Source organism: Synechococcus sp. R5-12 (genome assembly GCF_047502655.1).
GTDB lineage: Bacteria > Cyanobacteriota > Cyanobacteriia > Thermostichales > Thermostichaceae > Thermostichus.
This window is the reverse complement of the sequence record NZ_JANSIM010000090.1, coordinates 1-21,495: the sequence shown is the minus strand read 5'-3', so window position 1 is coordinate 21,495 and position 21,495 is coordinate 1. Positions and strand designations below refer to the sequence as shown.

Annotated in this window: 21 protein-coding genes, 1 tRNA gene and 1 pseudogene; 12 read left to right on the top strand and 11 right to left on the bottom strand. The window is 59.1% G+C overall.

Going from position 1 to position 21,495, the window contains the following annotated elements; translation table 11 throughout:
- Window positions 1-57: 57 nt before the first annotated feature.
- Window positions 58-462, bottom strand: coding sequence for a universal stress protein (locus tag NW843_RS05475; protein ID WP_011433838.1), 405 nt, complete (start codon window positions 460-462; stop codon window positions 58-60).
- Window positions 463-755: 293 nt separating this feature from the next.
- Window positions 756-950 (bottom strand): annotated as a pseudogene (locus NW843_RS05470) (PKHD-type hydroxylase); the annotation flags it as partial.
- Window positions 951-1,218: 268 nt separating this feature from the next.
- Here NW843_RS05470 and mutL point away from each other — a divergent pair.
- Both mutL and NW843_RS05460 read left to right on the top strand, forming a co-directional pair.
- The gene (mutL, locus tag NW843_RS05465; protein ID WP_414522349.1) at window positions 1,219-2,967 is read left to right on the top strand and encodes a DNA mismatch repair endonuclease MutL; all 1,749 of its coding nucleotides are present in this window, start codon (window positions 1,219-1,221) and stop codon (window positions 2,965-2,967) included.
- A gap of 36 nt (window positions 2,968-3,003) precedes the next feature.
- On the top strand, window positions 3,004-3,855 hold the full coding sequence (locus NW843_RS05460; RefSeq protein WP_414522348.1) for a vitamin K epoxide reductase family protein: 852 nt from the start codon (window positions 3,004-3,006) through the stop codon (window positions 3,853-3,855).
- Here the strand turns inward: NW843_RS05460 and NW843_RS05455 are convergent.
- The 6 genes from NW843_RS05455 to NW843_RS05430 all read right to left on the bottom strand — a co-directional run bounded on the left by NW843_RS05455 (window position 3,831) and on the right by NW843_RS05430 (window position 10,123).
- On the bottom strand, window positions 3,831-4,889 hold the full coding sequence (locus NW843_RS05455; protein ID WP_414522347.1) for a diguanylate cyclase: 1,059 nt from the start codon (window positions 4,887-4,889) through the stop codon (window positions 3,831-3,833). The two genes, NW843_RS05460 and NW843_RS05455, sit on opposite strands and share 25 nt — an antisense overlap.
- Window positions 4,890-4,965: 76 nt before the next feature.
- Window positions 4,966-5,853, bottom strand: a complete 888-nt coding sequence (gene btpA, locus NW843_RS05450; protein ID WP_414522346.1) for a photosystem I biogenesis protein BtpA — start codon at window positions 5,851-5,853, stop codon at window positions 4,966-4,968.
- Window positions 5,854-5,884: 31 nt separating this feature from the next.
- A complete protein-coding gene (locus tag NW843_RS05445) occupies window positions 5,885-7,030 on the bottom strand; it encodes a quinone-dependent dihydroorotate dehydrogenase (RefSeq protein WP_414522345.1) in 1,146 nt (381 codons plus the stop codon).
- A gap of 122 nt (window positions 7,031-7,152) precedes the next feature.
- Window positions 7,153-8,466, bottom strand: coding sequence for an O-antigen ligase family protein (locus NW843_RS05440; protein WP_414522344.1), 1,314 nt, complete (start codon window positions 8,464-8,466; stop codon window positions 7,153-7,155).
- On the bottom strand, window positions 8,466-8,849 hold the full coding sequence (locus NW843_RS05435) for a 2Fe-2S iron-sulfur cluster-binding protein (RefSeq protein ID WP_414343346.1): 384 nt from the start codon (window positions 8,847-8,849) through the stop codon (window positions 8,466-8,468). The genes NW843_RS05440 and NW843_RS05435 overlap by 1 nt, the downstream gene beginning before the upstream one ends.
- Before the next feature lie 104 nt (window positions 8,850-8,953).
- Window positions 8,954-10,123: an RNA-guided endonuclease InsQ/TnpB family protein gene (locus NW843_RS05430; RefSeq protein ID WP_414343340.1), complete on the bottom strand. Its 1,170-nt coding sequence runs from the start codon at window positions 10,121-10,123 to the stop codon at window positions 8,954-8,956.
- Window positions 10,124-10,409: 286 nt separating this feature from the next.
- Between NW843_RS05430 and NW843_RS05425 the strand changes: the two genes are divergently transcribed.
- Complete coding sequence (locus NW843_RS05425) at window positions 10,410-10,853, top strand: phosphomannose isomerase type II C-terminal cupin domain (protein WP_011433853.1); 444 nt, start codon at window positions 10,410-10,412, stop codon at window positions 10,851-10,853.
- Between the two features lie 50 nt (window positions 10,854-10,903).
- On the opposite strand, the gene NW843_RS05420 is transcribed toward NW843_RS05425, so the two are convergent.
- Window positions 10,904-13,345 carry a M48 family metalloprotease gene (locus tag NW843_RS05420; RefSeq protein ID WP_414522343.1) on the bottom strand — a complete coding sequence of 814 codons (2,442 nt, stop codon included), beginning with the start codon at window positions 13,343-13,345 and terminating at the stop codon, window positions 10,904-10,906.
- Between the two features lie 201 nt (window positions 13,346-13,546).
- On the bottom strand, window positions 13,547-13,993 hold the full coding sequence (locus tag NW843_RS05415) for a Fur family transcriptional regulator (protein ID WP_011433855.1): 447 nt from the start codon (window positions 13,991-13,993) through the stop codon (window positions 13,547-13,549).
- A gap of 356 nt (window positions 13,994-14,349) precedes the next feature.
- On the opposite strand from NW843_RS05415, the gene NW843_RS05410 reads away from it, so the two are divergent.
- A complete protein-coding gene (locus NW843_RS05410; RefSeq protein WP_414381531.1) occupies window positions 14,350-14,730 on the top strand; it encodes a hypothetical protein in 381 nt (126 codons plus the stop codon).
- Window positions 14,731-14,928: 198 nt separating this feature from the next.
- Window positions 14,929-16,134: a D-alanyl-D-alanine carboxypeptidase gene (locus NW843_RS05405; protein WP_414522342.1), complete on the top strand. Its 1,206-nt coding sequence runs from the start codon at window positions 14,929-14,931 to the stop codon at window positions 16,132-16,134.
- A 154-nt stretch (window positions 16,135-16,288) separates the two neighbouring features.
- Here NW843_RS05405 and NW843_RS05400 read toward each other — a convergent pair.
- Window positions 16,289-16,361: transfer RNA gene (locus NW843_RS05400), tRNA-Ile, on the bottom strand.
- An 86-nt stretch (window positions 16,362-16,447) separates the two neighbouring features.
- On the opposite strand from NW843_RS05400, the gene NW843_RS05395 reads away from it, so the two are divergent.
- The 7 genes from NW843_RS05395 to NW843_RS05365 all read left to right on the top strand — a co-directional run bounded on the left by NW843_RS05395 (window position 16,448) and on the right by NW843_RS05365 (window position 21,375).
- Window positions 16,448-16,987 (top strand): TMEM165/GDT1 family protein, encoded by a 540-nt coding sequence (locus NW843_RS05395; RefSeq protein WP_414522341.1) that lies wholly within the window; start codon window positions 16,448-16,450, stop codon window positions 16,985-16,987.
- Between the two features lie 57 nt (window positions 16,988-17,044).
- On the top strand, window positions 17,045-17,380 hold the full coding sequence (locus NW843_RS05390) for a TMEM165/GDT1 family protein (protein WP_414522340.1): 336 nt from the start codon (window positions 17,045-17,047) through the stop codon (window positions 17,378-17,380).
- Window positions 17,381-17,495: 115 nt separating this feature from the next.
- Window positions 17,496-17,645 carry a hypothetical protein gene (locus NW843_RS05385; RefSeq protein ID WP_011433860.1) on the top strand — a complete coding sequence of 50 codons (150 nt, stop codon included), beginning with the start codon at window positions 17,496-17,498 and terminating at the stop codon, window positions 17,643-17,645.
- Window positions 17,646-17,743: 98 nt separating this feature from the next.
- The gene (gene pyrH, locus NW843_RS05380) at window positions 17,744-18,505 is read left to right on the top strand and encodes a UMP kinase (protein WP_011433861.1); all 762 of its coding nucleotides are present in this window, start codon (window positions 17,744-17,746) and stop codon (window positions 18,503-18,505) included.
- A 102-nt stretch (window positions 18,506-18,607) separates the two neighbouring features.
- Window positions 18,608-19,792, top strand: coding sequence for an endolytic transglycosylase MltG (gene mltG / locus NW843_RS05375; protein WP_414522339.1), 1,185 nt, complete (start codon window positions 18,608-18,610; stop codon window positions 19,790-19,792).
- An 11-nt stretch (window positions 19,793-19,803) separates the two neighbouring features.
- Window positions 19,804-20,277, top strand: coding sequence for a YqeG family HAD IIIA-type phosphatase (locus NW843_RS05370; protein WP_414329713.1), 474 nt, complete (start codon window positions 19,804-19,806; stop codon window positions 20,275-20,277).
- Window positions 20,278-20,727: 450 nt separating this feature from the next.
- Window positions 20,728-21,375, top strand: coding sequence for a thermonuclease family protein (locus tag NW843_RS05365; protein WP_414522338.1), 648 nt, complete (start codon window positions 20,728-20,730; stop codon window positions 21,373-21,375).
- The last annotated feature ends 120 nt before the right edge of the window (window positions 21,376-21,495 follow it).

Below are 21,495 nucleotides of genomic sequence, written 5' to 3'. Positions count from 1 at the left end.
TTCCCTGCCCTGAAGGACGGGGCTTGCCGCGCCTTTTGGTCAATGGGATCCCTCTCCTCAGGGCACGACCAACACCGGGCAGGGGGAGAGATCGATCACGCGGTGGCTCACGGAGTTGTTCTGCCCCTCTCCAGATAGGGTGAGGCCGCGGCAGCCCATCACAATCAGGCTGATCTCCAGCTCGTCTGCCACATCACAGATGACAAAAGGTACCTTCCCCTCTCGATACTCACTCTTGACGTTGCTAAGGCCGATTTGATGCAGGCCAGACTCCGTTTGCTTAAGCAGGTTGTGGATGTTCTGCCGGGCTTGCTCGGCTCGCTCCGGGTCAAGCTCCGTATCATCCAGCACAGAAAGCAAATACACTTGGCTCTTGTAGCGCTGTGCTATGTCCGCCACCAAGGGCAAGGCGTGGCTGGTCTCACGCGAGTTATCGATGGGAAAGAGCAGTTTGTCGAACATAGCCGAGGATCCCAACGGTCGACCCCAGTCCCTATCCAAATTCAAGTTCAAGGCGAAGGCTGACTTTATTCTACCAACTTTGCCGGGGGCTGAAGGATCCCAGCCCATTTTCCTATTGTGAGGGGCTCGACCTTAGCCGCTTGGCATCAACCGGAAACGGGAGCCCTTTTGGATAAGCAGTAGAAGACGCCCTGCATACTGCTCATGGGAAAGCCCGACCTTTTGAAGCTGTGCTTGGCTGGGGTTTACGCAGTTCCTGCCGTTGGGCCACTTCCAGATCAAGCTAAACGGCAATTGGGATCTAGAGCCGCAGAAATGGTCTCCTGGATCTGCTGTTGCTGCAGGGATCCCTCGGGCAGTTGCCTATTGTTTTTGACAAACCTGGCATTCCAACTCGCTGTCAGGGCACCATCCACAAAATCTGCATCTGATAAAAGGCTCAAAGTTTGCTGCAGTTCTGCCGTGTTGAGAACATTGCCAATACACAAAAAATATTCTGGAAACCCAAAAAATCAGAAGAGGCCAAATCCTCAGTAGCATGAAAGTTATTCCTATGTAAATCTTATCTGGCTTTGATTGCCTCTTTGGAACGAATCGGTAGAAATGGCCAGCGGAAAATCGAGCGCACTTCCCCCCTCTGCAGACCTCAACCGGTTAGAGCGTGCAAGGCTCCTGTTGCCCGCCGCAGAAACCGCAAGAGAAGGTTAAGCTAAGGCTCTGTTGGCCCCTGACCATCAGATTGGCAGGATGGGTGTCATGTTCCAGATCCAACCCCTGACCCCGGAACGGATTGCCCGTATGGCGGCAGGAGAGGTGATCGACTCTCTGGGGGCTGCTCTGCGGGAATTGCTGGAAAATGCCCTCGATGCCCAGGCCACCCGCATTCAAGTGGAGATCTGGCCGACTCGCTGGCAGGTGCGGGTGGGGGATAACGGCCACGGGATCCCGGCTTCGGAACTGGAGCAGGTGGCCCGCCGCCATACCACCAGCAAACTGGAAGGTCGCAGCCTGGGATTTCGTGGGGAAGCCCTGCACAGCCTAGCCCGCTTGGGATCCCTAGCTATCCAAACCCGCCACGCTGACGATGCTCACGGCTGGCTGGCCGCCTACGACCGACAGGGGGAGCTGATCCACAAGCAGCCGGCAGCCACTGCCTTGGGAACGGTGGTCACGGTTGCGGATTTGTTTGCCGACTGGCCTCTGCGCCGTCGGGCCTTGCCCCAAACTCGCCCGCTCCTGACCCTGGTGCAGAATGCAGCCCTAGCCCATCCCTGGGTCAGTTGGCAGGTGCATCAGGAAGGGCAATTGCTGCTCAGCCTCTGGCCGGGAAAATCTCTGCAAGATCTGCTGCTGCAGGTGTTGCCGCAGTTGGATCCCACGGATCTGCGCTATCGGCGGATCCAGGATGGGGATAGCGATTGGGAAGTGGTGCTGGGCCTGCCGGATCGCCTGCATCGCCCCCACCCCGATTGGATCCGTGTGGCCGTAAACGGACGGTTTGTGCAGATGCCCGACTGGCAACGGCTGATCCAGTCGGTTTTTCACCACGCGTTGCCTCGCCACCGTCATCCACTGGTGGTTGTTCACCTGCGCCTGCCCCCAGAGCAGGTGGATTGGAACCGTCATCCTGCCAAAAGCGAGCTCTACCTGGAGAATCTGACGGCCCGCCAGGAGCAGTTGCGCCAACACCTGCACTCCCTTCTGCAATTGGGATCCGGGCAAGCCAGCCGCCGCTCTGTGCATCTGATCCGGGCCAGCGAGGCCAAGGTGGTCTATCGAGTCTCGCCCGATCTCCAGAGCCGTTTTCCTCCCTCTGACCGCCCAACTTCTCTCCTGCCCCCCCTCAAGGCGCTGGCCCAACTGCATCGGATCTACATCTTGGCGGAGCATCCCCAGGGGCTATGGCTGGTGGAGCAACACCTGGCCCACGAGCGAGTTCGCTATGAGTACATCCAGCAGCATTGGCAACTGGTGGCACCGGCGACGCCCGTAACGCTGCAAGGACTATCGCCCCAAGCCCTGGAGCGGTTGGAGCAGTTGGGGCTGGAGCCGGAACCCTTCGGCCCCAATACCCATCTCATTCGACGCCTCCCTTTGGCTTTGGAGTCGGAAGATCCAGAAGAGGTGCAGGGATCCCTGCTAGAGCTCAGCCGCTGTCAAGATTTGCAGGCAGCCCAGGTGGCGGTGGCCTGTCGAGGGGCCTTGCGCAATGGGATCCCGCTGACCTTGGAGCAGATGCAAAAGCTGTTGGAAGCTTGGCAGCGCACCGCCAATCCCCACACTTGCCCTCATGGTCGCCCGGTCTACCTGGCCCTGGCAGAAAAAGATCTGGCCCGTTACTTCCGCCGCCGTTGGGGCCTCTGCGACCGGCCTATCTCCGACTCCAAACTGGGATCCCTATGGGAGCTGGATCCGCTGGGAGACAGGTTTGCCGCCCAGGTGCGGCGCTCAAGCGGCTCTTCTGCGTCGGAGCCCACGGACGAGGCCAGTTCTGCCCCACTATAATCGGGGGTGTCCAACTGCTGAAACCCCTGAAACGCCATGGCTTCTTATCTCAAACTCAAAGCCCAAGAAGAGACCTGGCTGCAGCGCCATTCCCGTCTGATCTTGGCGATCCTGGCCGGCCTGGGATCCCTGTTGACGGCCTATCTCACCTACACCAAGCTGACGGAGCAGCCCGCTGCCTTCTGCACGGGGGATGGGGGGTGTGACCTGGTGCTCTCCAGCCGTTGGGCAGAGTTTTTGGGGATCCCGACAGCGGCTGTTGGCCTGCTGGGGTTTCTGGGAGTCTTGGCGCTGGCGGTGCTGCCGGATGGGATCCCACTGGTGAAGCGGTGGCGCTGGCCGGCCCTGTTTGGCTTGGTTTCCGCCATGACCGCCTTTGAGATGTACATGCTTTACCTGATGGTGGCGGTGCTGCGGCAATTCTGCATGTATTGCACCACCGCGATTATCTTGGTGGCGGGGCTGGGGCTGGTGACCGTGCTGGGCCACCGCTGGTTGGATTGGGGCAAGCTGGCCTTCAGCTACATTTTGGTGGCCTTTCTCACGTTGGTGACCACGATTGGGGTGTACGCCAACCAAGTTCCCCCGCCTAGCCCCCTGGCGGTAGGGTTAGCAGCCCACCTGCGGCAGATCGGCGGCACTATGTACGGGGCCTATTGGTGCCCCCATTGTCAAGACCAAAAGGAGCTGTTCGGATCGGCTTTTGAGCAAGTGCCCTACGTGGAGTGCTCCCCCAACGGCCCCGGCACTCCACAGGCTCGAGAATGTACAGAAGCGGGGATCACCAGCTATCCCACCTGGATCATCAATGGCCGCACCTACACAGGCGTTCGCTCTCTGGAAGCCTTGGCGGTGGCCTCTGGCTATCCGCTGGAAGAGGGCAGATAAACCCCTGGAGTCGGGATGAGGATGTGAACTCGGTTGCGCCCTGCCTGCTTGGCCTGGTAGAGCGCGCTATCCGCCTGCTGCAAGGCAGCTTCCGGCTCCAGGCGGTAGTCTTCGCTGAGCACGACCCCACCGATGCTGATGGTAACCGGCAAGCTGCGCTTGGGGGAGATGTCAATGGGCCGTTTGGCAATAGCCTGCCGCAGAGACTCTGCGTAGCGACCGCAGCGGGGGGGGCTAAGCCCGGGCGTAACGCAAACAAATTCTTCCCCACCATAGCGGTAGAGCAGGCTGGAGGGCCGCAGTTGATTTTGCAGCCGCCCGACGATGGCCTGCAGCACACAGTCGCCAATGTAGTGGCCGTGGCTGTCGTTGATTTGCTTAAAGTGATCTACATCCATCATCAGCAGGCAGAGATAGCGGTAGCGAGCTTCCCCGCGGGCTCCCACCTGCTTGAGCAAATGGGGCAGTGCCTGATCCAGAGCTCGTCGGTTTAGCGCCCCGGTCAAGGGATCCGTCAAAGACAAAGACTCCAACAACTCATTGCGGGCTCGCAATTGCCGGTTGGCCTGGGCCAAAGCTTGGGTGAGCCGCTGGAGACGTAACCCTGCCCGCACCCGCGCCCGCAGCTCCTCGGGATCGACCGGCTTGGTGATGAATTCATCCGCCCCCGCATCCAGCCCCTCTACCCGAGCCTCAACTTCAGAACGGGACGTGAGCAAAATGAAATAGACGAACTGCCCTGCTGCGGATCCCTTGAGACGGCGACAGAACTCTACCCCCGACATCTCAGGCATGACCCAGTCGCAGATCACCATGTCGGGCCACTCGCTCTCTTCCAAGCTTTGCAAGGAATCCCAAGCTGCTCGGCCGCTTTCCCAGCTTTCCACGTAGTACTGGGAGCCTGTGAGAACATTGATAATGTAGCAACGAACCACTGGGTCATCATCGACAACCCAAATGCGGGGAGTCCGGGCCGGAACAGAGCTCCAAAAGGTTTCTTCTGCTGAACCAGAAGGGTGGTACGCAGAATCCAAGCCCTCCAGATCAAGGGATGGCATAGCTAAAGAGGAATCGCCCATTGTAGTCGGATCCCAATCTTAGCGCCAACGGCTAGTTGGAACCAGAGCCGGGAGCGGCCAGACAAGCATGGTTGGAGGCCCGCTCACGGAGCGCAAGGTGCAGTGCTTCCACAAACTGCCGCACCCGAATCGGGTCGATCATGGGAAAGGGATCCGAATAGCCTGTCGGCATGCCTGCAGAACGGGAAGACCGCTTCAGAGAACTGGCCACAATTACTCCATCTGCCCGCCGGATCAGGCTGCCGATGTTTTCGGCAGTAGCCCCCGAGCCGATGAAGAGCGGTACCTGAGGAGCAACTTTGCGGGCCAGCTCCAGCTCCTCCAGAAGGGGTGGCTTGCCGGTGGCCCAACCGGAAAGGATGATGGCATCGGCCAGGCCGCGCTCCACCGTGTCGGTAATGGCCGCATCCAGGCTGATGGGACTTAGGGGTTGAGCGTGTTTCACCAGCACATCGGCAAAAATCTTGATATTAGCCCCCAGCTCCCGGCGATAGCGCAGCAGGCGGTAGGCATTCCCCTCGATAATGCCTTGGTCGGTCACCATCGCCCCGCAGAGCACATTCACCCGGATGAACTGCGCTCCCACACAGGCAGCAATCGCCAGAGCACTGTAGCCATCGTTGCGCAAGACGTTGATCCCGACCGGCAGCGAGACCAGGGTTTTCAGCCGCTGGACGATGACGGTCATGGCGCTGACCACCGCTGCGTCCACCCGATCCTTGGCAAAGGGGGCATCGTAAAAGTTCTCGACAAGGATCCCGTCTACTCCCCCTGCAGCCAGGGCAGTAGCTGCCTGTTCTGCCTGAGCGATCACCCATTCCAAGTCCCCCCCCCAACGGGGTGAGGTGGGCAGCGGCAACAAATGAACCACCCCAATGACCGGATGGGGGGTTTTGAAGAGGTGTTGCAGCAGGTTCACCGGCAAGCTTCCTCAGGGATCCCTAACGATCTTACGCCTGGATCTGACCCACAGGGGTATTCTCTGGGGGAAGTGTAACATCAGGGCTGGGGGGAGAAGAGCGGGCTAGGCCTCGGAGCAATTGCGGCACCATACCCGGCCCTTCGTAAACCCAGCCGGTGTAGACCTGCAGCAGGCTGGCTCCCGCTTCCAGTTTCTCCAAGGCGTCGGCCAAGGTGAAGATGCCCCCCACTCCGATGATGGGCAATTTTCCTTGGGTGGAGCGGTGGATGTAGCGGATGACTTGGGTGGAACGCTCCCGCAAGGGGGCACCGCTGATCCCGCCGGCTTCTGCAAGGATTGGCCTAGACTCCGCTGGTGCGAAGGGGATCCCGTGGCCAGGTAGGAAACGGGTTTTCAGGTTATCGCGGCGGAGGGTGGTGTTGGTGGCCACAATCCCGGCCAGTTGATGGTCTTGGGCCAGCTCCAGGATGCTGTCAATGTCGGGCCAGTCCAGATCGGGGGCAATCTTCACCAGAAGGGGTTTTCGCTTCTGATTTTCCTGCCGTAAGGCAGACAGGATGGGCTCCAGTTGCTCAGCAGCCTGCAGGGATCGCAGCCCCGGCGTGTTGGGGGAGCTGACGTTGACCACAAAGTAGTCCCCCAGCTCCTGGAGCAGCCGGAAGCTGGCCAGGTAATCGGCAGCCGCTTCTTCTAGGGGGGTGATTTTGGCTTTGCCCAGGTTAATTCCAATGGGGATGGGACGTTGCTGTAGCCGGCGCAACCGTTCCGCCAGAGCCGCCGCCCCTTGGTTGTTAAAGCCCATGCGGTTGAGGGCGGCGCGATCTTGGGGCAGTTGAAACAGGCGAGGTTTGGGGTTGCCCGGTTGGGGCTGAGGAGTGATGGTGCCCACCTCTACAAAACCAAATCCTAGGCTGGGCCAGACGCCCAGAGCCAGGCCATCTTTGTCGAAGCCCGCAGCCAATCCAAGGGGATTGGGAAAGGTAAGGCCCCACAGCGACACCGCTAGCCGGGGATCCCGGTAGCAAAACAGTCGCTCCAGAGCCGATAGGATCCCGGTGGCCTGGGTGGCATCGATCCAATGCAAGGCGCGCAGCAGGCCCATCTTGACCGCTTCCGGGTCGGCTCTCAGCCCAGAAAAAAGCAGAGGCCACAACACATCTCGGTACAGGTTCACCGCAAAGACCCTCTACAGGTAAACCGCCCCTTGGCTGTAGCTTGCTTCCGCGTCGCAAAAATCGGTGAGCAACTGATGGACTCCGGGCTCACTGCCAGCTAAGGGATATCCCATTGCAGCACTCAACGGTAACCTCTCTGGGCTTGCTCTTTGCCGGAGATGGAGTCCCTTTGCCGCTCAAGGCTGGCTCCCCAAACTGCCCCCAAGAGTAAGGTTACCAGCAGGTGAATGCGGCCATCCAACATCACCACGTCCAAAAGCCCTGAGGCAAAAAATGCCGTCAAGGCCAGCAGCATCCCCAACAGGACGCTTTCTTGCGAGCGCCGCCAAGCTTGCCATCCCCGCGCCAAAATCCAGCCCCACAGGATCAGATGGCCCAGCAACAGCGGGATCCCACCCTCAGCCGCCAGGTGCAGGTACAAATTGTGGCAATGGCCCAGCAGCTCCGGCGGATCTTGAGCATTGTAAAGAGCGGCAAAGCTTTGCCAGCCCCAACCGGTCAAGGGCCGCTCCTGCACCATCTGCAGGGCGAATTGCCAAGCATCCAGCCGGTTGGCGGTGGAACTAAAGTAGAGCGCTTGAGGATCGAAGGTGTCTGCCAGACGGCTCCAAATCAATCGGGGCACTACGGCCCGCCAGCCCGGCCAATCCCAAGCAGCGGCCAAACCGGCCAATCCCAGACCGGCCAAGATCCCGATCCCCCACCAACAGCGCCGCAGGGCCAGCCCCATCATCAGCGCCAGCCCCCCCGCTCCCCAGCCGTTGCGAGAGGCCGTCAGCAGCAACAAGAGGGATCCCAGCCCCAGCACAGCTCCCAGCCCTACTGCCTGTGGCCAGTCTTTGTCGGCCTGATCCAGCCACAGCCCTGCTGCCAAGCACAGGTGGATCACCAGGTAGATGGCCAGCGTATTGGGGGAAGTGAAGGCTGCCGCCGGTCGCTCTCCCCCGGCAACCCCCGTAATCCAAACCGGCCCCAAGAAGAAGTGCCCCTGCCATTCCCACAGCACTTCTCCCCAACCCAAAAGCAGCATCAGCCCGCTGCCCAGCACCAACACCTGGGCCAACCGCCGACGGCCCACAGGACAGGACTCCGTCCCGCTACCGCGAGAGGCCAGAACAGCGGCAAAGGCCGGCAGCATCAACAAAAAAGGCCAGTAGTTGAACATCCCCGGCAGGCTCAGTCGCCAATCCTCCCCCCAAAAGGCCACTCCCACTGCCGCCAGGCTCAGGAGAGCCGACAGTCCAAACAAGGGATCCCGCAGGATCGCCCCACCATAGCGGGTATAACCCTGGATCGTCCCCACCAAAGCCAAGAGTAAGCTGGGGGCCAGATTCACCGGGATCAGCGCCGCTGCTGCCAGCAGCCAGCCCCGCGGTTGAGAGGGCAAGGGATCCGGCGACAGTTGTTGAGACGAAACCGGTGCCGAAGAAGACATCACTCATCCTCGATGGGGATCCCTGGCCTGACCTGCCCCTGGCCGAAGTAGCGCCCAAATTGCAGCTCGTACACCTCATCCTCATCCTGGGTTTCTACCCACAGCTCCGAGCGGGCATAGCCCACGCACAGCAGCCCATACCCCTGCTCCTTCAGCTCCCGCGAAATGCCCATGGCTTCCGGCTGGTACAGGGATCCCCGCCGTACCCGCACCGCACAGGTGGTACAGGCGCCGTTGCGACAGGCAAAGGGCAGTTGGATCCCTTGGGCCTCGGCGCTGGCCAAAATGTATTGATCCGCCGGCACCTGGATTAGATAGTGGGTGTCCCGTTGGCGGTCATGGATGTGAACCGGGTAAGAAGGGGCAGAAGAGGAAGAACGCATGGAGAAGTGACCTTTTTGCAGAGCAGAGATCTTTATTCTTGACATCCGCCCCGTCCTAGTCGCGTCAGCGGGCCCGTAGGCCTTAGGACGAGGATTCCTAAGCCTCACAGCTTAGGTTCCTGCTTCATCGCAACTGCCGCCACCCTGGAGGGCTTTGGTCTTACGTCTGCTCCACAGGCTGACACCGTGTGCCCCACGGCCAAAAGATTGCGGGCAGCGTTGATGTCCCGGTCGTGCCTGGCCTGGCATCGAGGACATTCCCACTCCCGTACCTTCAAGGGCAGTCGAGCCAGGGTATAGCCACACCCTGAACAGGTCTTGGAACTGGGAAACCAGCGATTCACCCAAATCAAAGTGCGCCCATACCACCGCGCCTTGTACTCCAACTGCCGCAACAGCTCACCCCAACCGGCATCACTGATAGCTTTGGCCAACTTGGAGTTGCGAATCAGGTTCTTCACCGCCAACGTCTCCGCCACAATTGTTTGGTTTTCGCGAATCAGGCGGGTGGTCAGCTTGTGCAGATGATCCTGGCGACTGTTGGCAATCTTTTGGTGAATCTTGGCCACCTTCAGCCGCGCCTTGTAGCGGTTTTTGGAGCCTTTCTGCTTCCGACTCAGAGCCTTTTGCGCCCGACGCAGTTGCTTGTAGCGCTGGTTCCAATGCTTGGGGTTGGCCACCTTTTCCCCTGTACTCAGGGCAACAAGACTGCTAACGCCCACATCCAGTCCAACTGACTGTTGAGCAGGGGCAAGCGTCAGGTCGCGGGGGTCGTCAAACCTGAGACTGACATGCCACTCCCCCACAGGACTCAGCCGAACGGTAACTGTGGATGGCTCGACCCCTTTGGGCAGTTGCCTAGACCACCGGATGTTCAGGGGCTCAGAGCACTTGGCCAGGAAGACTTGGCCATCTTTCCACCGAAAAGCAGACCGGGTGAACTCTGCACTACCACCGTCGCGTTTTTTCTTGAATTTGGGATAGCTGGCTCTGCGGGCAAAGAAGTTGTCGAAGGCGGTTTGCAGATGCCTCAGACTCTGCTGCAGGGGAACGCAGCTCACTTCGTTCAGGAACTGGAGTTGAGGCTGTTTTTTCCACTCGGTCAGCAGGGCAGAGGTTTGTGCATAGCTGATGCGCTCCTGCCGCTCCTGCCAGGCTTGGGTTCTGGCTGCCAATGCGCGGTTGTAGACCAGGCGAACACAGCCCAGTGTTTTTCTCAGCAAGGTTTCCTGGTCAGGTGTTGGGTAGAACCGGTAGCTGTAGGCTTTTTCCATGGGGCGGAGCACTCTGCCTTGCATTTTAGCGGGTATGGTGTAAGGGTACGACTATGTTTGGCTGGCTTTGCCCGCCGCTCCTCTTCCTCCCTGTCCTAAAGGACGGGGTTTCTCGGAGCCTTTCTGATGATTCCACAGGATTTTAACCACTGCCCTACCAAACCTGAACCGGCTGGGGATCCCCAGGAGCTGAAGCCGATCTGTTGGTGGTTCTAAAGATAAACAAACAGACTTCGAGTTGGTTGTTGAGATAAGCTACAGGTAGGCCTCCCAAGGAGAGCATCCCATGCTGGAAACCCCCAATGCCAATCTGGCCTCACCGGAAAAACCTTCGCCTTCCCTCTCTGCCGAAACCCTCAACAAGCTGATCGAGAGCAATGCTGAAAGTCGGCCTTGGGGGAGCTTTACAGTGCTGGAAGAGGGCCCTGGCTACAAAATCAAGCGGATCGTGGTTTTGCCCAAGCATCGCCTTAGCCTGCAGTTGCACTACCATCGCAGCGAACACTGGATCGTCGTTGCCGGCACCGCCAAGGTCACCTGCGGAGATGAAGAAAAGCTCATCACGGCCAACCAATCCACCTACGTGCCCCCTTGCACCAAGCATCGCCTGGAGAACCCCGGCGTCATCCCTCTGGTGATTATCGAGGTGCAAAACGGCCAGTACTTGGGCGAAGACGACATTGTCCGCTTCAGCGACGACTACGCCCGGGTTAACGGTGGGCAAAAGTAGCCAATCCCAATGGCCTAGGCGAGCTTTTGGCTGCTGAGGATCGCGATCCTCTAGAACAGCATCACCAGCAGGGCAACCACTAACAACAGCACAGCCCACATAGCCTGCCAGAAGGGATGGTAGCTGGTGATGAGCTGGCCATGGCGGCTTTGAAAGCGGGCCAGATCCAGGTAAGGGGCCACCCCCCGTCGGAACCACCCCACTGCGGATCCCTCTTGGCCGATCAACCCCCCTGCCTGGTACGCCCCGAACAGGAAGTTGCCCAGCGGCCCAAAGCGGGAAGCATAGCGTAGGAAGATCATGCCGGTCTTATCCTGGAACTTGAGATCGGAGCCAAAGCGATAGCCCGGATCCCCCCGCCCGATCACCCGCCCTTCCAACTGCATTGGCAGCCCACGCAGAGGGCTGGCGTAGGGATTGCTCATCGCCTTCAGCACGGTCAACGCCGGCGGGTTTTCTAAGCTGGGGTACATCACTGTCATCTTCAGCAGCAGGCCCAAGCCCACCCCCATCAGGGTCAGCCCGGCAAGGATGTCATAGAAGCCCATCCGCAAAGCCGGGATCCCGAGCAGTGCCCCCGCGATTGCCCCCAGCCACTCGGCGTTCAACAGCAGCACATCCAGGAGGAAGTTCCCGTAGAGCTGTTGCCGGTTGAGCTGCTTGCCCTGGGCAACCACGCTGGCCATGTCGAATTCCACCGGCAGATCCAGTTGCTCCGCATAGGTGCTCAGCGCCCGTACCCGTTTGCCCGTGAGGGGATGGGTGGAGTTCAGCTCCATCCACCAGGCCCAAGGGTTAAACAGATCCCACAAAAATACCCTGCCCACCTGGCCGGGATCCGCCGCCACCCGGTAGGCCGTCCCTGCCATCACCGCCGCCTTGGCATCGTAGATCCCCAAAGCCCGCGTTCCTTCCAGCAGGCGAGCACTGCGCTGTCGGGTTTCCTCATCCCGCTCCCGCTCTCCCTCTTGCACAATGCCGTAGGCAATTTTCACCAAAGCCCGCGAGAGCCCATTGGGGTTGCCGGTGGTTTCGGCAGCAAAGTGGTCGGCAAAGTACTCCCGCACCCGCGACAGATACAGCAACAAGTAGGAGCCGGCCACATAGAAAAAGTAGGCGACCAAGGCCAGGAAGCGGAGGCTGCCCCTTTTGCCGTTGTCGCGAGCATCCCGCATGTAGACGTAAAGAAGGTAGAGGATCTGCACCAACGTGGAAGCCAGGGTCATGACGGCGAAATCCCAGTGGATCACATGCCCCAGCTCGTGGGCATAGACCGTAGCCACCTCTTCATCTTCCAAGTAGGTGAACAATCCTTCGCTGACAACAATGCGGGCCGTGTCCGGCAGGCTGCCATAGGTGAAGGCGGTGGGGTTTTGGTCGCGGATCAGCCCCAGCTTCGGCTGCTTCAGCTTGTACTGGCGGCAAACCCGTTGAATCACCTCTGCACTCTCTGGGCTGCGACGCCCAATTTCCGCCAAGCTTACCCACTCGGTGCCATAGAGGCTGTGCTGGATCCAGTCCATCAGCCAAGGGGACAAAAAGAAGATCAGGGCATTGAAGGCGAGGGTGAGCAGAATGGCGAAGATGAAAGAGCCCAGAGAGAATCCCCCCTCTAAGCTGCCCAAGACGGTCAGGAAAAGCACAAACACCATACCGAACAGCAGGCTCAGGGTCACACCTGAGGCCGCCGTCAGGTTGCCGGCAAAGCTGGCCAAAATCAGCGAGACCCCCACCTGAGGCGCGCGGTAGCTGCGCTTGGTTTGCCCAATTTTGAGACCTGAGGTGGCGGGATCCAATTCCGCTAGGGTGCGGCTGGGGTTGAAGCAATAGCGGCTCAGCCAAACGCTCAATAGACGCAGCTCGTGAGGATTCAGGCTTTTCAGAGGCTCCAGCCACAGGGCTGCCTCCACCGACAGCATCACCGTCGAGACGGCGCTGGGATTGCGAAACAAGGTGGGCAAGAGGGGCAGAACCTCCTGTTTTTGCCCAGAAGTGAGGCTGTGAAAACCCAAAACCGCCTGGCGGAGCAAACCAGGCGGCTGAGGAAGGTCGGCAGTAAGCAACTGGCGATCGCTGACAAAGCAGTAGCGGCTTAGATCCAGACTCTCCGGGGACTCCGTCCCACTGACGGGTTCGCGAGAGGGTCGCGTAGCGGTAAAGTGCTCTGCACTGCTAACACGACCGGGATCCACCTTGTCTGTCGCCGGCTCCGGATCCAACCTCACCTGAGTTTTCCAGTCGGCAGCCTGCTGGCCCATGGGGCGGCTGTAGAGGGCCAACCGTTTGACTTGGGGGTAGCGAGTGGGAATCGCCTTCTGGAACCAGGCCGTCAACTCCTCGTAGTTGAGAGAAAGGCCGGCAGGACGGTTGATCATAATGACAAGGGCATAAGCCTTGGGGCTGTCCCGGAGCGGTTGGGCTTTGGCCTGTAACCTAAGGTGGGGATTGGCCAGCGCCTGCTCCAGCCACTGCACCACTTCCTGTTCGTTCATGGCCCTCTCCCGGATCTAGTGGGGTGAAGAAGATCAACTATTCATCAACCATTCAACTGTTGCCTCGGTTGCCGACTGCCGATTGGCCTCACGGGAGCTATTCTGGCATTTCCTCCCGTTGACGGGATCCCCATCCTTCCCCAGCCCAGTACAGTTCCCCTTCTGGGAAAGCATGAGAACCTGAGCTTTGGGAATTTTTGGCTACAAAATCGAGCGCTGCCCTTCTGGGCTGATACCAATAATGGTGAGCTGGCAATCCAACACTTTGAAACCGTACTTTTCCGCCACCTTCTGGGTGATGTTAAGAATGGCGTTGTTTTTGAACTCGATCACCTTGTTGGTCTTGACGCACACCAGATGGTGGTGGTGGTGGGGGGCCGGCTGGTTGATCTCGTAATGTTTGTGCCCTTCGGTCAGTTCCAGTTCTCGCAAAATGCCCATGCGGGACATCAGCTTGACGGTGCGGTAAATGGTGGAAAGGCTAATGTTGTGGCCTTCTTCCCGCAACTTTTTGTGCAACTCCTCCGCGCTCAGATGCGTGCCCTCAGGCAAGTTTTGAAACGTTTGCAGGATGATCTCCCGCTGCCGAGTGGCTCGCCAGCCTTTGGCATTGAGCTCTGCCTTGAACGCCTCTTCGGTGTAGACCATGATGCCGCCCCTCCGCTGTTGGGCAACGTCGCCGTAACAGTCAATAAGTTCTGTAATTGATAATAACTTCATTTATGACGACACCACCCGACTTGGTTGCTGAAGACATCGTTCAGGCTCAGTTCAGGCCCAATAGAACAGGGACGCAACTGAGGCGCATGGGCTGCCGGGAGAGCCTCGGGAAGGGTGCGGGAAACCCAATCCCTCATCCATCCGGGATGAGCTAGCCTACAGAGCAGAGCCATGTGGCGGACTGTTTCTGGTGTTCGGGCGCGCCTAGGCTAACATACTCAAGAAAAGGCCCGCGGCATCCTGACAGCGTTGGCAAGCGTAGTGATCGGGGAAGGAAAACGAAAATGCGGTTTGAGCAGCCCAAAACCTATTCCATTTCTCTGGGTGGCTGGGGGTTCTGGCTGGGATCCCTGGCGTTGGCAGCTTTGCTGACCAGTGTCGGGCTGGGGTGGCTGGTCACTGGATTGGTGGCCCTGTTGCTGCTTTTGCTGTCCTTGCCGGTATTGGTGCTCCTGGCCTTTCGCTGGTGGGCGCGCCGCTGGATCACGACGGATCGCTGCCCGGTGTGTGGGTCAGAATCGCAAGCCATTGAGGGCAGCCATTTCTTTTGCCCCAATTGTGGAGAGCCGCTGTTTGTTGCAGACGGACGTTTTTATCGGCAAACGCCCCCCGGCACCATCGATGTAGAGCCTGTGGAAGAGGGTGGCTGGGAATTGACGAGCTGATGCCCCCTCGGTTGCCGGGATGTTTAGAGGGTGTTTTCCGTGAAAAGTGCTATGCCTGCGGCACCCCATGGTGCTACACAACACTGTTGCTCCGCAACGCTGACGCCACGGCACGAACGACATCTGTGGGGCTGGCCCGGTAGGCGGCTGGTTTCGAGCTGGGTTGGGCTGCTCTCGGCGGCCACTCTGTTGCTGAGTTTGTCTCCCACTTCTCAGGCGACGGAGCAGGGATCCCTGCAACCTCAGGTGGAAACCTATCTGGCTCAGTTGGCCGGTCGGGGGTTTTCGCCCGCGGCTCAGGGGGTTTGGCTGCAGATGGAGGATCCTTCGCCTCAGCGGGACAGAATCCTTGTTTTGGGACAGCATCAGGGATCCACACCCTTGCCGGCAGCTTCTTTGACCAAGGTGGCAACGACCCTGGCCGCTTTGCAGCACTTTGGCCCACAGCACCGCTTTGTTACCACCTGGCTGGCCACTGGCCCCTTAACTGCTGAGGGAGTTCTACAGGGGGATCTCTGGGTGGTGGGGGGGGAGGATCCCTTGTTCGTCTGGGAGGAAGCCTTCTCCGTCGGCAACCTGCTCAATGCCTATGGGATCCGCCAGGTGCGCGGGGATCTGGTGGTGGTGGGCCGCTTTTACATGAACTTTTCCCGGGATGTGGCGCAATCGGGATCCCTGTTGCGGCAGGGGCTGGATGCGCGGCGCTGGCCGCCAGAGGCGGAGGCCCAATTTCAAACCTTACCCCCCGGCACACCCAGACCGCAGGTGGAGATCTTGGGTTCGGTGCGGGTTGCCCAGCAGATCCCGCCCGGCGCTCAGGTTTTGCTCAGACATGAATCGCCCCCCCTCATTCACCTGGTCAAGCTGATGAACCTCTACAGCAACAACTCCATGGCCGAGATGTTGGCCGATGCGGTGGGGGGTGCTGACCAGGTGGCGCAAATTGCCCAAGCCATCGCCGGGATCCCGCCCGAAGAGCTACACCTGATCAATGGTTCCGGGTTGGGGGTGGAAAACCGCATTTCTCCGCGGGCCAATGTAGCTTTGCTTCGAGCGATCCAATCTCTTCTGGAGGAGCAGGGGCTCTCTCTTGCCGATGCTTTTGCCGTCGTCGGCCAGGATGTGGGGGTGTTGGAACGGCGGCTGTTACCGGGGATCTTGATCGCCAAGTCGGGCACCTTGAGGAGCGTCAGCACCTTGGCGGGTGTATTGCCAACCGAGCAGGGGGACATCTGGTTTGCCCTGATGAATGGCGGATCCGATCTGGTCGGCTTTCGCACCCAGCAGGGACAATTCCTCAGCCAGCTCCAGTCCCAATGGGGATCCCCCACCACCTTGCCTGAGCGTTGGATCCCTCGCTCTGGAGATACGGGATCCCGCACAGAGCTGAACCCGCGTCTTTGAAACTGTGCCCAACCGGTTCTCTCTCAGCCCAGAGTGACCTCGGTCGCGTTAGCGGAACGCAGTCCTATGTCCGCCCTCCCAGTTTGGGAATTGAGATCGACTTGGCCCGCTGTCAACAGCCCTCAACCCAAAAACCTCGTCCAGCAATTCCCGATGGGGCGTACAGGGATCGAACCTGTGTAAGGCAAATTATGAGTTTGCTGCCTAAACCGCTCGGCCAACGCCCCTGATTCTTCTACTCTAGCGCTCTTGCCTTCTCCAGAACCGGCTGAAAACAGGATAAGCTGCATGTCGGTGGTTAGGGTCTGACGCCATGGCTTCGCCGCGTTCTTGGCAGGGGCAAATGGCCCTGGGCTTGGGGCTGATTGTTTTGTCCTCGGCTCTCTGTTTCGGTTTCTTGGCCGTTGGGCAGCACTATCTCTACGGGGATGGATCCGCTGTGGATTTCCAGCCTGCCGGGGAGAGTTTGGCCTTGTCTTCCGCCCCCGAGATTGGACTTCCGACGACACCGCCCCTCCCTAACCCCCCCTCTTCCAACGGCAATCTCCCAGAGGGATCCCCACTGCAACTCTGGTTTGTTACTTTTTTAACCGTGTTTGTGGCGGAAATGGGCGACAAAACCCAGTTGGCAACCTTGCTCATGAGTGCCCAATCCCAATCGCCTTGGGCGATCTTTTTCGGTTCCGCCGGTGCCTTGGTGACCGCCAGTTTGCTCAGCGTAGTGTTGGGGGAAGGTCTGGGGCAAGTCATTCCCCCAGGCTGGCTACAATGGTTGGCGGGTGCAGGGTTCCTGATGATCGGGGGCTATGTATTATGGCAGGAGTGGCGGGGGAACAAGCTCCCAGAGGGCTAGCCTCCCTGAGCAGCCGATGCCAACCCGGCAGGACAGAGTGGAGAACAACCGAGGAACGTGTTGATCCAAGACAACGACAGCCGAACCCCGTCTTTTTTGCTGCGGCAAATGGCCGGACGGGCCGCCCTAGTGAGCTTTGGCTCGATTCTGCTGGCCGAAATGGGCGATAAAACCCAATTGGCGACCCTGCTCCTCAGTGCCCGCTCGCAAAACTCCGGGGTGATTTTTTTGGGCGCTGCTGCTGCTTTGATCAGTACCAGCCTAATCGGGGTGTGGGCAGGAGCTTGGGTGGCCCGCCTGATCCCACCTCGCTGGATCAAAACCCTGGCAGGCGTGGGGTTTGTTGTGATGGGCCTAGTCTTGTTGTGGGGATCCCTGCCCATAGCCGGCTGAGCAGAGGGCTTCAGGATGGCCTCGGCAAAGCGTGATAGGATTAAGAGCGCCTCACTTTGACACTTCAAACTGAGGACCTTCACTTGAGTCCGGACAACCGGTCAGGAAAACCAGCATGGCCAAAAAACGCAATCTGAAGCGGGAAAAAGCCGAGCGCAACCGCGAATATGCCAAACAGTTCCAAAAAAGTCGTGCTCGCAATGGCCGCCGCTTCCGTTCTGCCCCCCGCGACAACGAGGCCAGCGCTGGCGAAGAACAGCAGTAAGGTTGTTTTTGTCGAGATGCTCTGTCGGTCAATCCTGTGAGCGGAGCTAGTTCAACAAACCTGCTATCGTATGCAGGGGTGGGCCGGAGCGGATAAGCATGAAATATCGACGGATTCTACTGAAGTTGAGTGGTGAAGCCCTGATGGGGGAGCGCCCCTACGGGATCGACCCCGAGGTCTTGAAGTCCATTGCCGGCGAAGTGGCCTCGGTGGTACGGGCCGGTGTGCAGGTGGCGATTGTGGTGGGAGGGGGTAACATCTGGCGCGGGCGCAAAGAGGCGGCTGCCCAAGGGATGGATCAGGCTTCTGCCGACTACGTAGGGATGCTGGCCACCGTCATCAACGCCTTAACCCTGCAAGATGCCATCGAGCGAGCCGGGATCCCCACCCGGGTGCAGACGGCCATCGCCATGCAGGAGGTGGCGGAGCCCTATATTCGTCGCCGCGCCATTCGTCACCTGGAAAAGGGGCGGGTGGTGATTTTTGGGGCAGGATCTGGCAACCCCTTCTTCACCACCGATACCACTGCGGCCTTGCGGGCGGCGGAGATCGATGCCGAGGTGATTTTCAAAGCCACCAAGGTGGACGGAGTTTACGATGCGGATCCCAAGACCCACCCTCAGGCCCGCCGCTACGATGTCCTCAGCTATCAGGATGTGCTGAACCGCGATCTGCGGGTTATGGACAGCACCGCTATCGCCCTCTGCAAGGAAAATCAATTGCCCATCGTGGTCTTTGACCTGACTACCCCTGGCAATATTTATCGAGTGGTGCAGGGAGAACCCATCGGCACTTGGATCGGACAGCGGACGGTCGAGAACAACGGGATCCCCAGCCCAGGAGAGTTGATCCCAAGTTAGGGGGGAAATCGGCCTTGAGAGTCCGGCGACGCCCTAGCCAGGATTGAGTCCGAAGGATAGCCTGGCTCAAGGGTGTGCTCAGGCCGTTTGGAGGGAAAGGCAATGACAGATCAGGTTCAGCATTCGGCCCAAAAGGATCCCGTCTCGCCCAGAAGCTCTGCTGCCCAAAGCGCTGTGCCTGCGGCACCCCATGTCGCTAAGCAACGCTTACGCGAACGCTGGGGTCGGCGTCTTTTGCAGAGCTTGATCTTCCTGTTGGTTCTGGTCGGGGGATTGGGCTACTGGCAGTGGCAGACCTGGCTCCAGCCGGTGGGCGGCCCAGAACCGATCCAAGTAACAATCCAGCCGGGCAGCAGCAGCCGTCTGATCGGGCAAAAACTGCGCCAAGCAGGGGTGATTCGCTCAGCTCTGGCTTGGGAGCTGTGGAGCCGCACCTTCGGGCGCGACTGGGTGTTTCAGGCGGGCACCTACGCTTTGGATCCCAACCAGGACATGCTGGCCGTGGCCCAGCAACTGCGGCAGGGAAGGATCCTGCAAAGACGTCTGACCATTCCGGAGGGTTGGCGCATCGAGCAAATGGCAGAGGCTCTGGCCCAGCGCAACTGGCTGGCAGCCGATGCCTTCATTGCCGTGACCCGGGTGATTCCCCCCCTCGACTGGCTGCCCCCCAACTTGAGCTCTCTAGAAGGCTACCTGTTCCCAGACACCTATCTTTTCCCCATCGAACAGGTGGAGGGATCCCTGCCGGATCGGGAAAAGGCCCAGATGGTGGTCGACGCCATGCTGCAGCGATTTGTCGCGGTGGCCCTGCCCCTGTTTCGCCAGCACACCACTTCCCTGTCTCTGCACGAGTGGGTTACCCTGGCCAGCATTGTGGAGCGGGAGGCCGTGGTGCCGGAAGAACGCGCTTTGATTGCAGGTGTCTTTCTGAACCGGCTTAAGAAAGGGATCCCCCTGGGAGCCGATCCGACGGTGGAATATGCCTTGAATATCCGGCAAACCCCAGACCGCCGCCTCACCCTTGCGGAGGTGCGCACCCCCTCTCCCTACAACACCTACCTCAACCCGGGTTTGCCCCCCGGCCCCATCGCCAGCCCGGGCTTGGCCAGCTTAAAAGCCGTTTTGCAGCCTGAGCAAACCGACTATCTCTACTTCGTGGCCCGCTACGATGGCACTCACATTTTCAGCAAAACCCTAGCAGAGCACGAGGCAGCCCAATTGCAAATTATTCAAGAGCGTCGGCAAGCTGCCCAGGGATCCCACCATAGTCCTCAACCAAGTCCTTAGCCGAGGAGCGGATGGTACACAAACCTTGGTTCAAGCTCCTGCAACCGGATCTGGTGGTGGCCGGCACTGTCTTAAAGTTGCGGGCAGAAGACCTGTGGGCCTGGCAGGTAAAAGGCATCATCTTTGACGTAGACGGTACACTGGTGCCGAGCCGACAGGTTGAGGTGGATCCCGCTGTGGCTGCTTGGCTGGAGCAGTTGCGTCCGCACTTTCAAATTTGGCTGGTGAGCAACAACCTCAATCGCAGCCGCATCCAACAAATCGGAGAAAGCCTGAACCTGCCCTACATTCACCGCGCTGGGAAACCCTCAAGGCGGGCCTTGCGGCGGGCCGTAGCCCAGATGGGCTTGCCGGTAGAAGCAGTGGCTATGGTGGGAGACCGCCTGTTGACGGATATTTTGGCAGGCAATCGACTGGGGTTGGTAACCGTGCTGGTCAACTCCCTCTTGTCCGAAGCAGTCGAAAAGAACCCTGCTACCCTCTAGGGGCTGCGCTTTTGAGAGATTTGAGAGTTGGACAACTGTAATTGTTTCAAACTGAATTGAAAAGGTTTCCAAGCACTCCCCCTTTCCTTCGCAAAGAGAGAAGACCAAAAGACAATCCTGCTGCTCGGAAGGGCTTAGTCACTTCAGTTTAGGGTGAGACGCCTGGGCAGCTGAGAAAAGCCCTGTGGCCCCATGCATGTTTCATGCATGTTTTAGGTGTGGGTACAGTGTCCCAGTTTGAATCGAAATGACCAACCACAGGTTGTCAGCGCTGACAACTGCTGACCGGATGGGTAGCACATCTAAAAATCAAGACAAAAATCGAGAGAGATTTTCCAGACCTGACCCATCTGCCCCAATTTTTTGTAGAGTGACGGCAGGTGAGCCGGATCCCGCGTTGAAGCCCAGTAGGCGGCGGTGTGAGGGCGGTGTGAGATCCAAAGGTCAAGCATGCGAACCATCCCTATTGTCAAGTCCGCCATGCAACGGCTAAAGTCCATGCTGCAAAAATCCCTGCGTTCTGCTCCGACTTCCCCCGGCTCCAGATCCTCGCTTGTATCCAATGGACGGAGCCTGATCAAGCTGGGCAGCTTTCTGGCCTTACCTTTGATATTCTCGACATTGCCCGGTTGGGCTTTAACATTGGTGGCGCGTCCAGATCTGCGCGACCTCAAACGTGCAGCCGTGGTTCGGGTGGTCAACTACAACACCCTGGTTGTCCAGCTTGAAGGAGACTTGAATTTGCGGCTGGTGCAACTGATCGGGATCGATCCCTTGCCTGACCCGATCAACCCCAACTGGACGGAGTTGCGCGGACAAACCCCTCTGGCAGTTTACAATGCCGGCCAATATCTGCAGACTGCTCTGCTGGGACGTGAGGTGTTTTTGGAGTTGGATCCTGCCATAGCCCCTGCTCCCACCTTGCCTGCCTACGTTTGGCAAGCCAATACCCTCATCAACCAGGAAATGCTGTTTTTGGGGCATGGCCTGTTGTCGCCACAAACCGATGGCTTGAAGTACGGCCCCATTCTTACTGAAGCTGCCGATGCAGCCAAAAGACAAGGACGCGGCTATTGGACAACCTACGGCCCTCGCTAGAGACCAAGCCAAACCCAGAGCTGGAATTGCCGGCCTGTTTGTTGAGAATAATCTCAACAGCCATCTTCCGCCGGTCGGTGAGAGCATGACTCTAGTCAATAATAAGCTCAACTATACTGA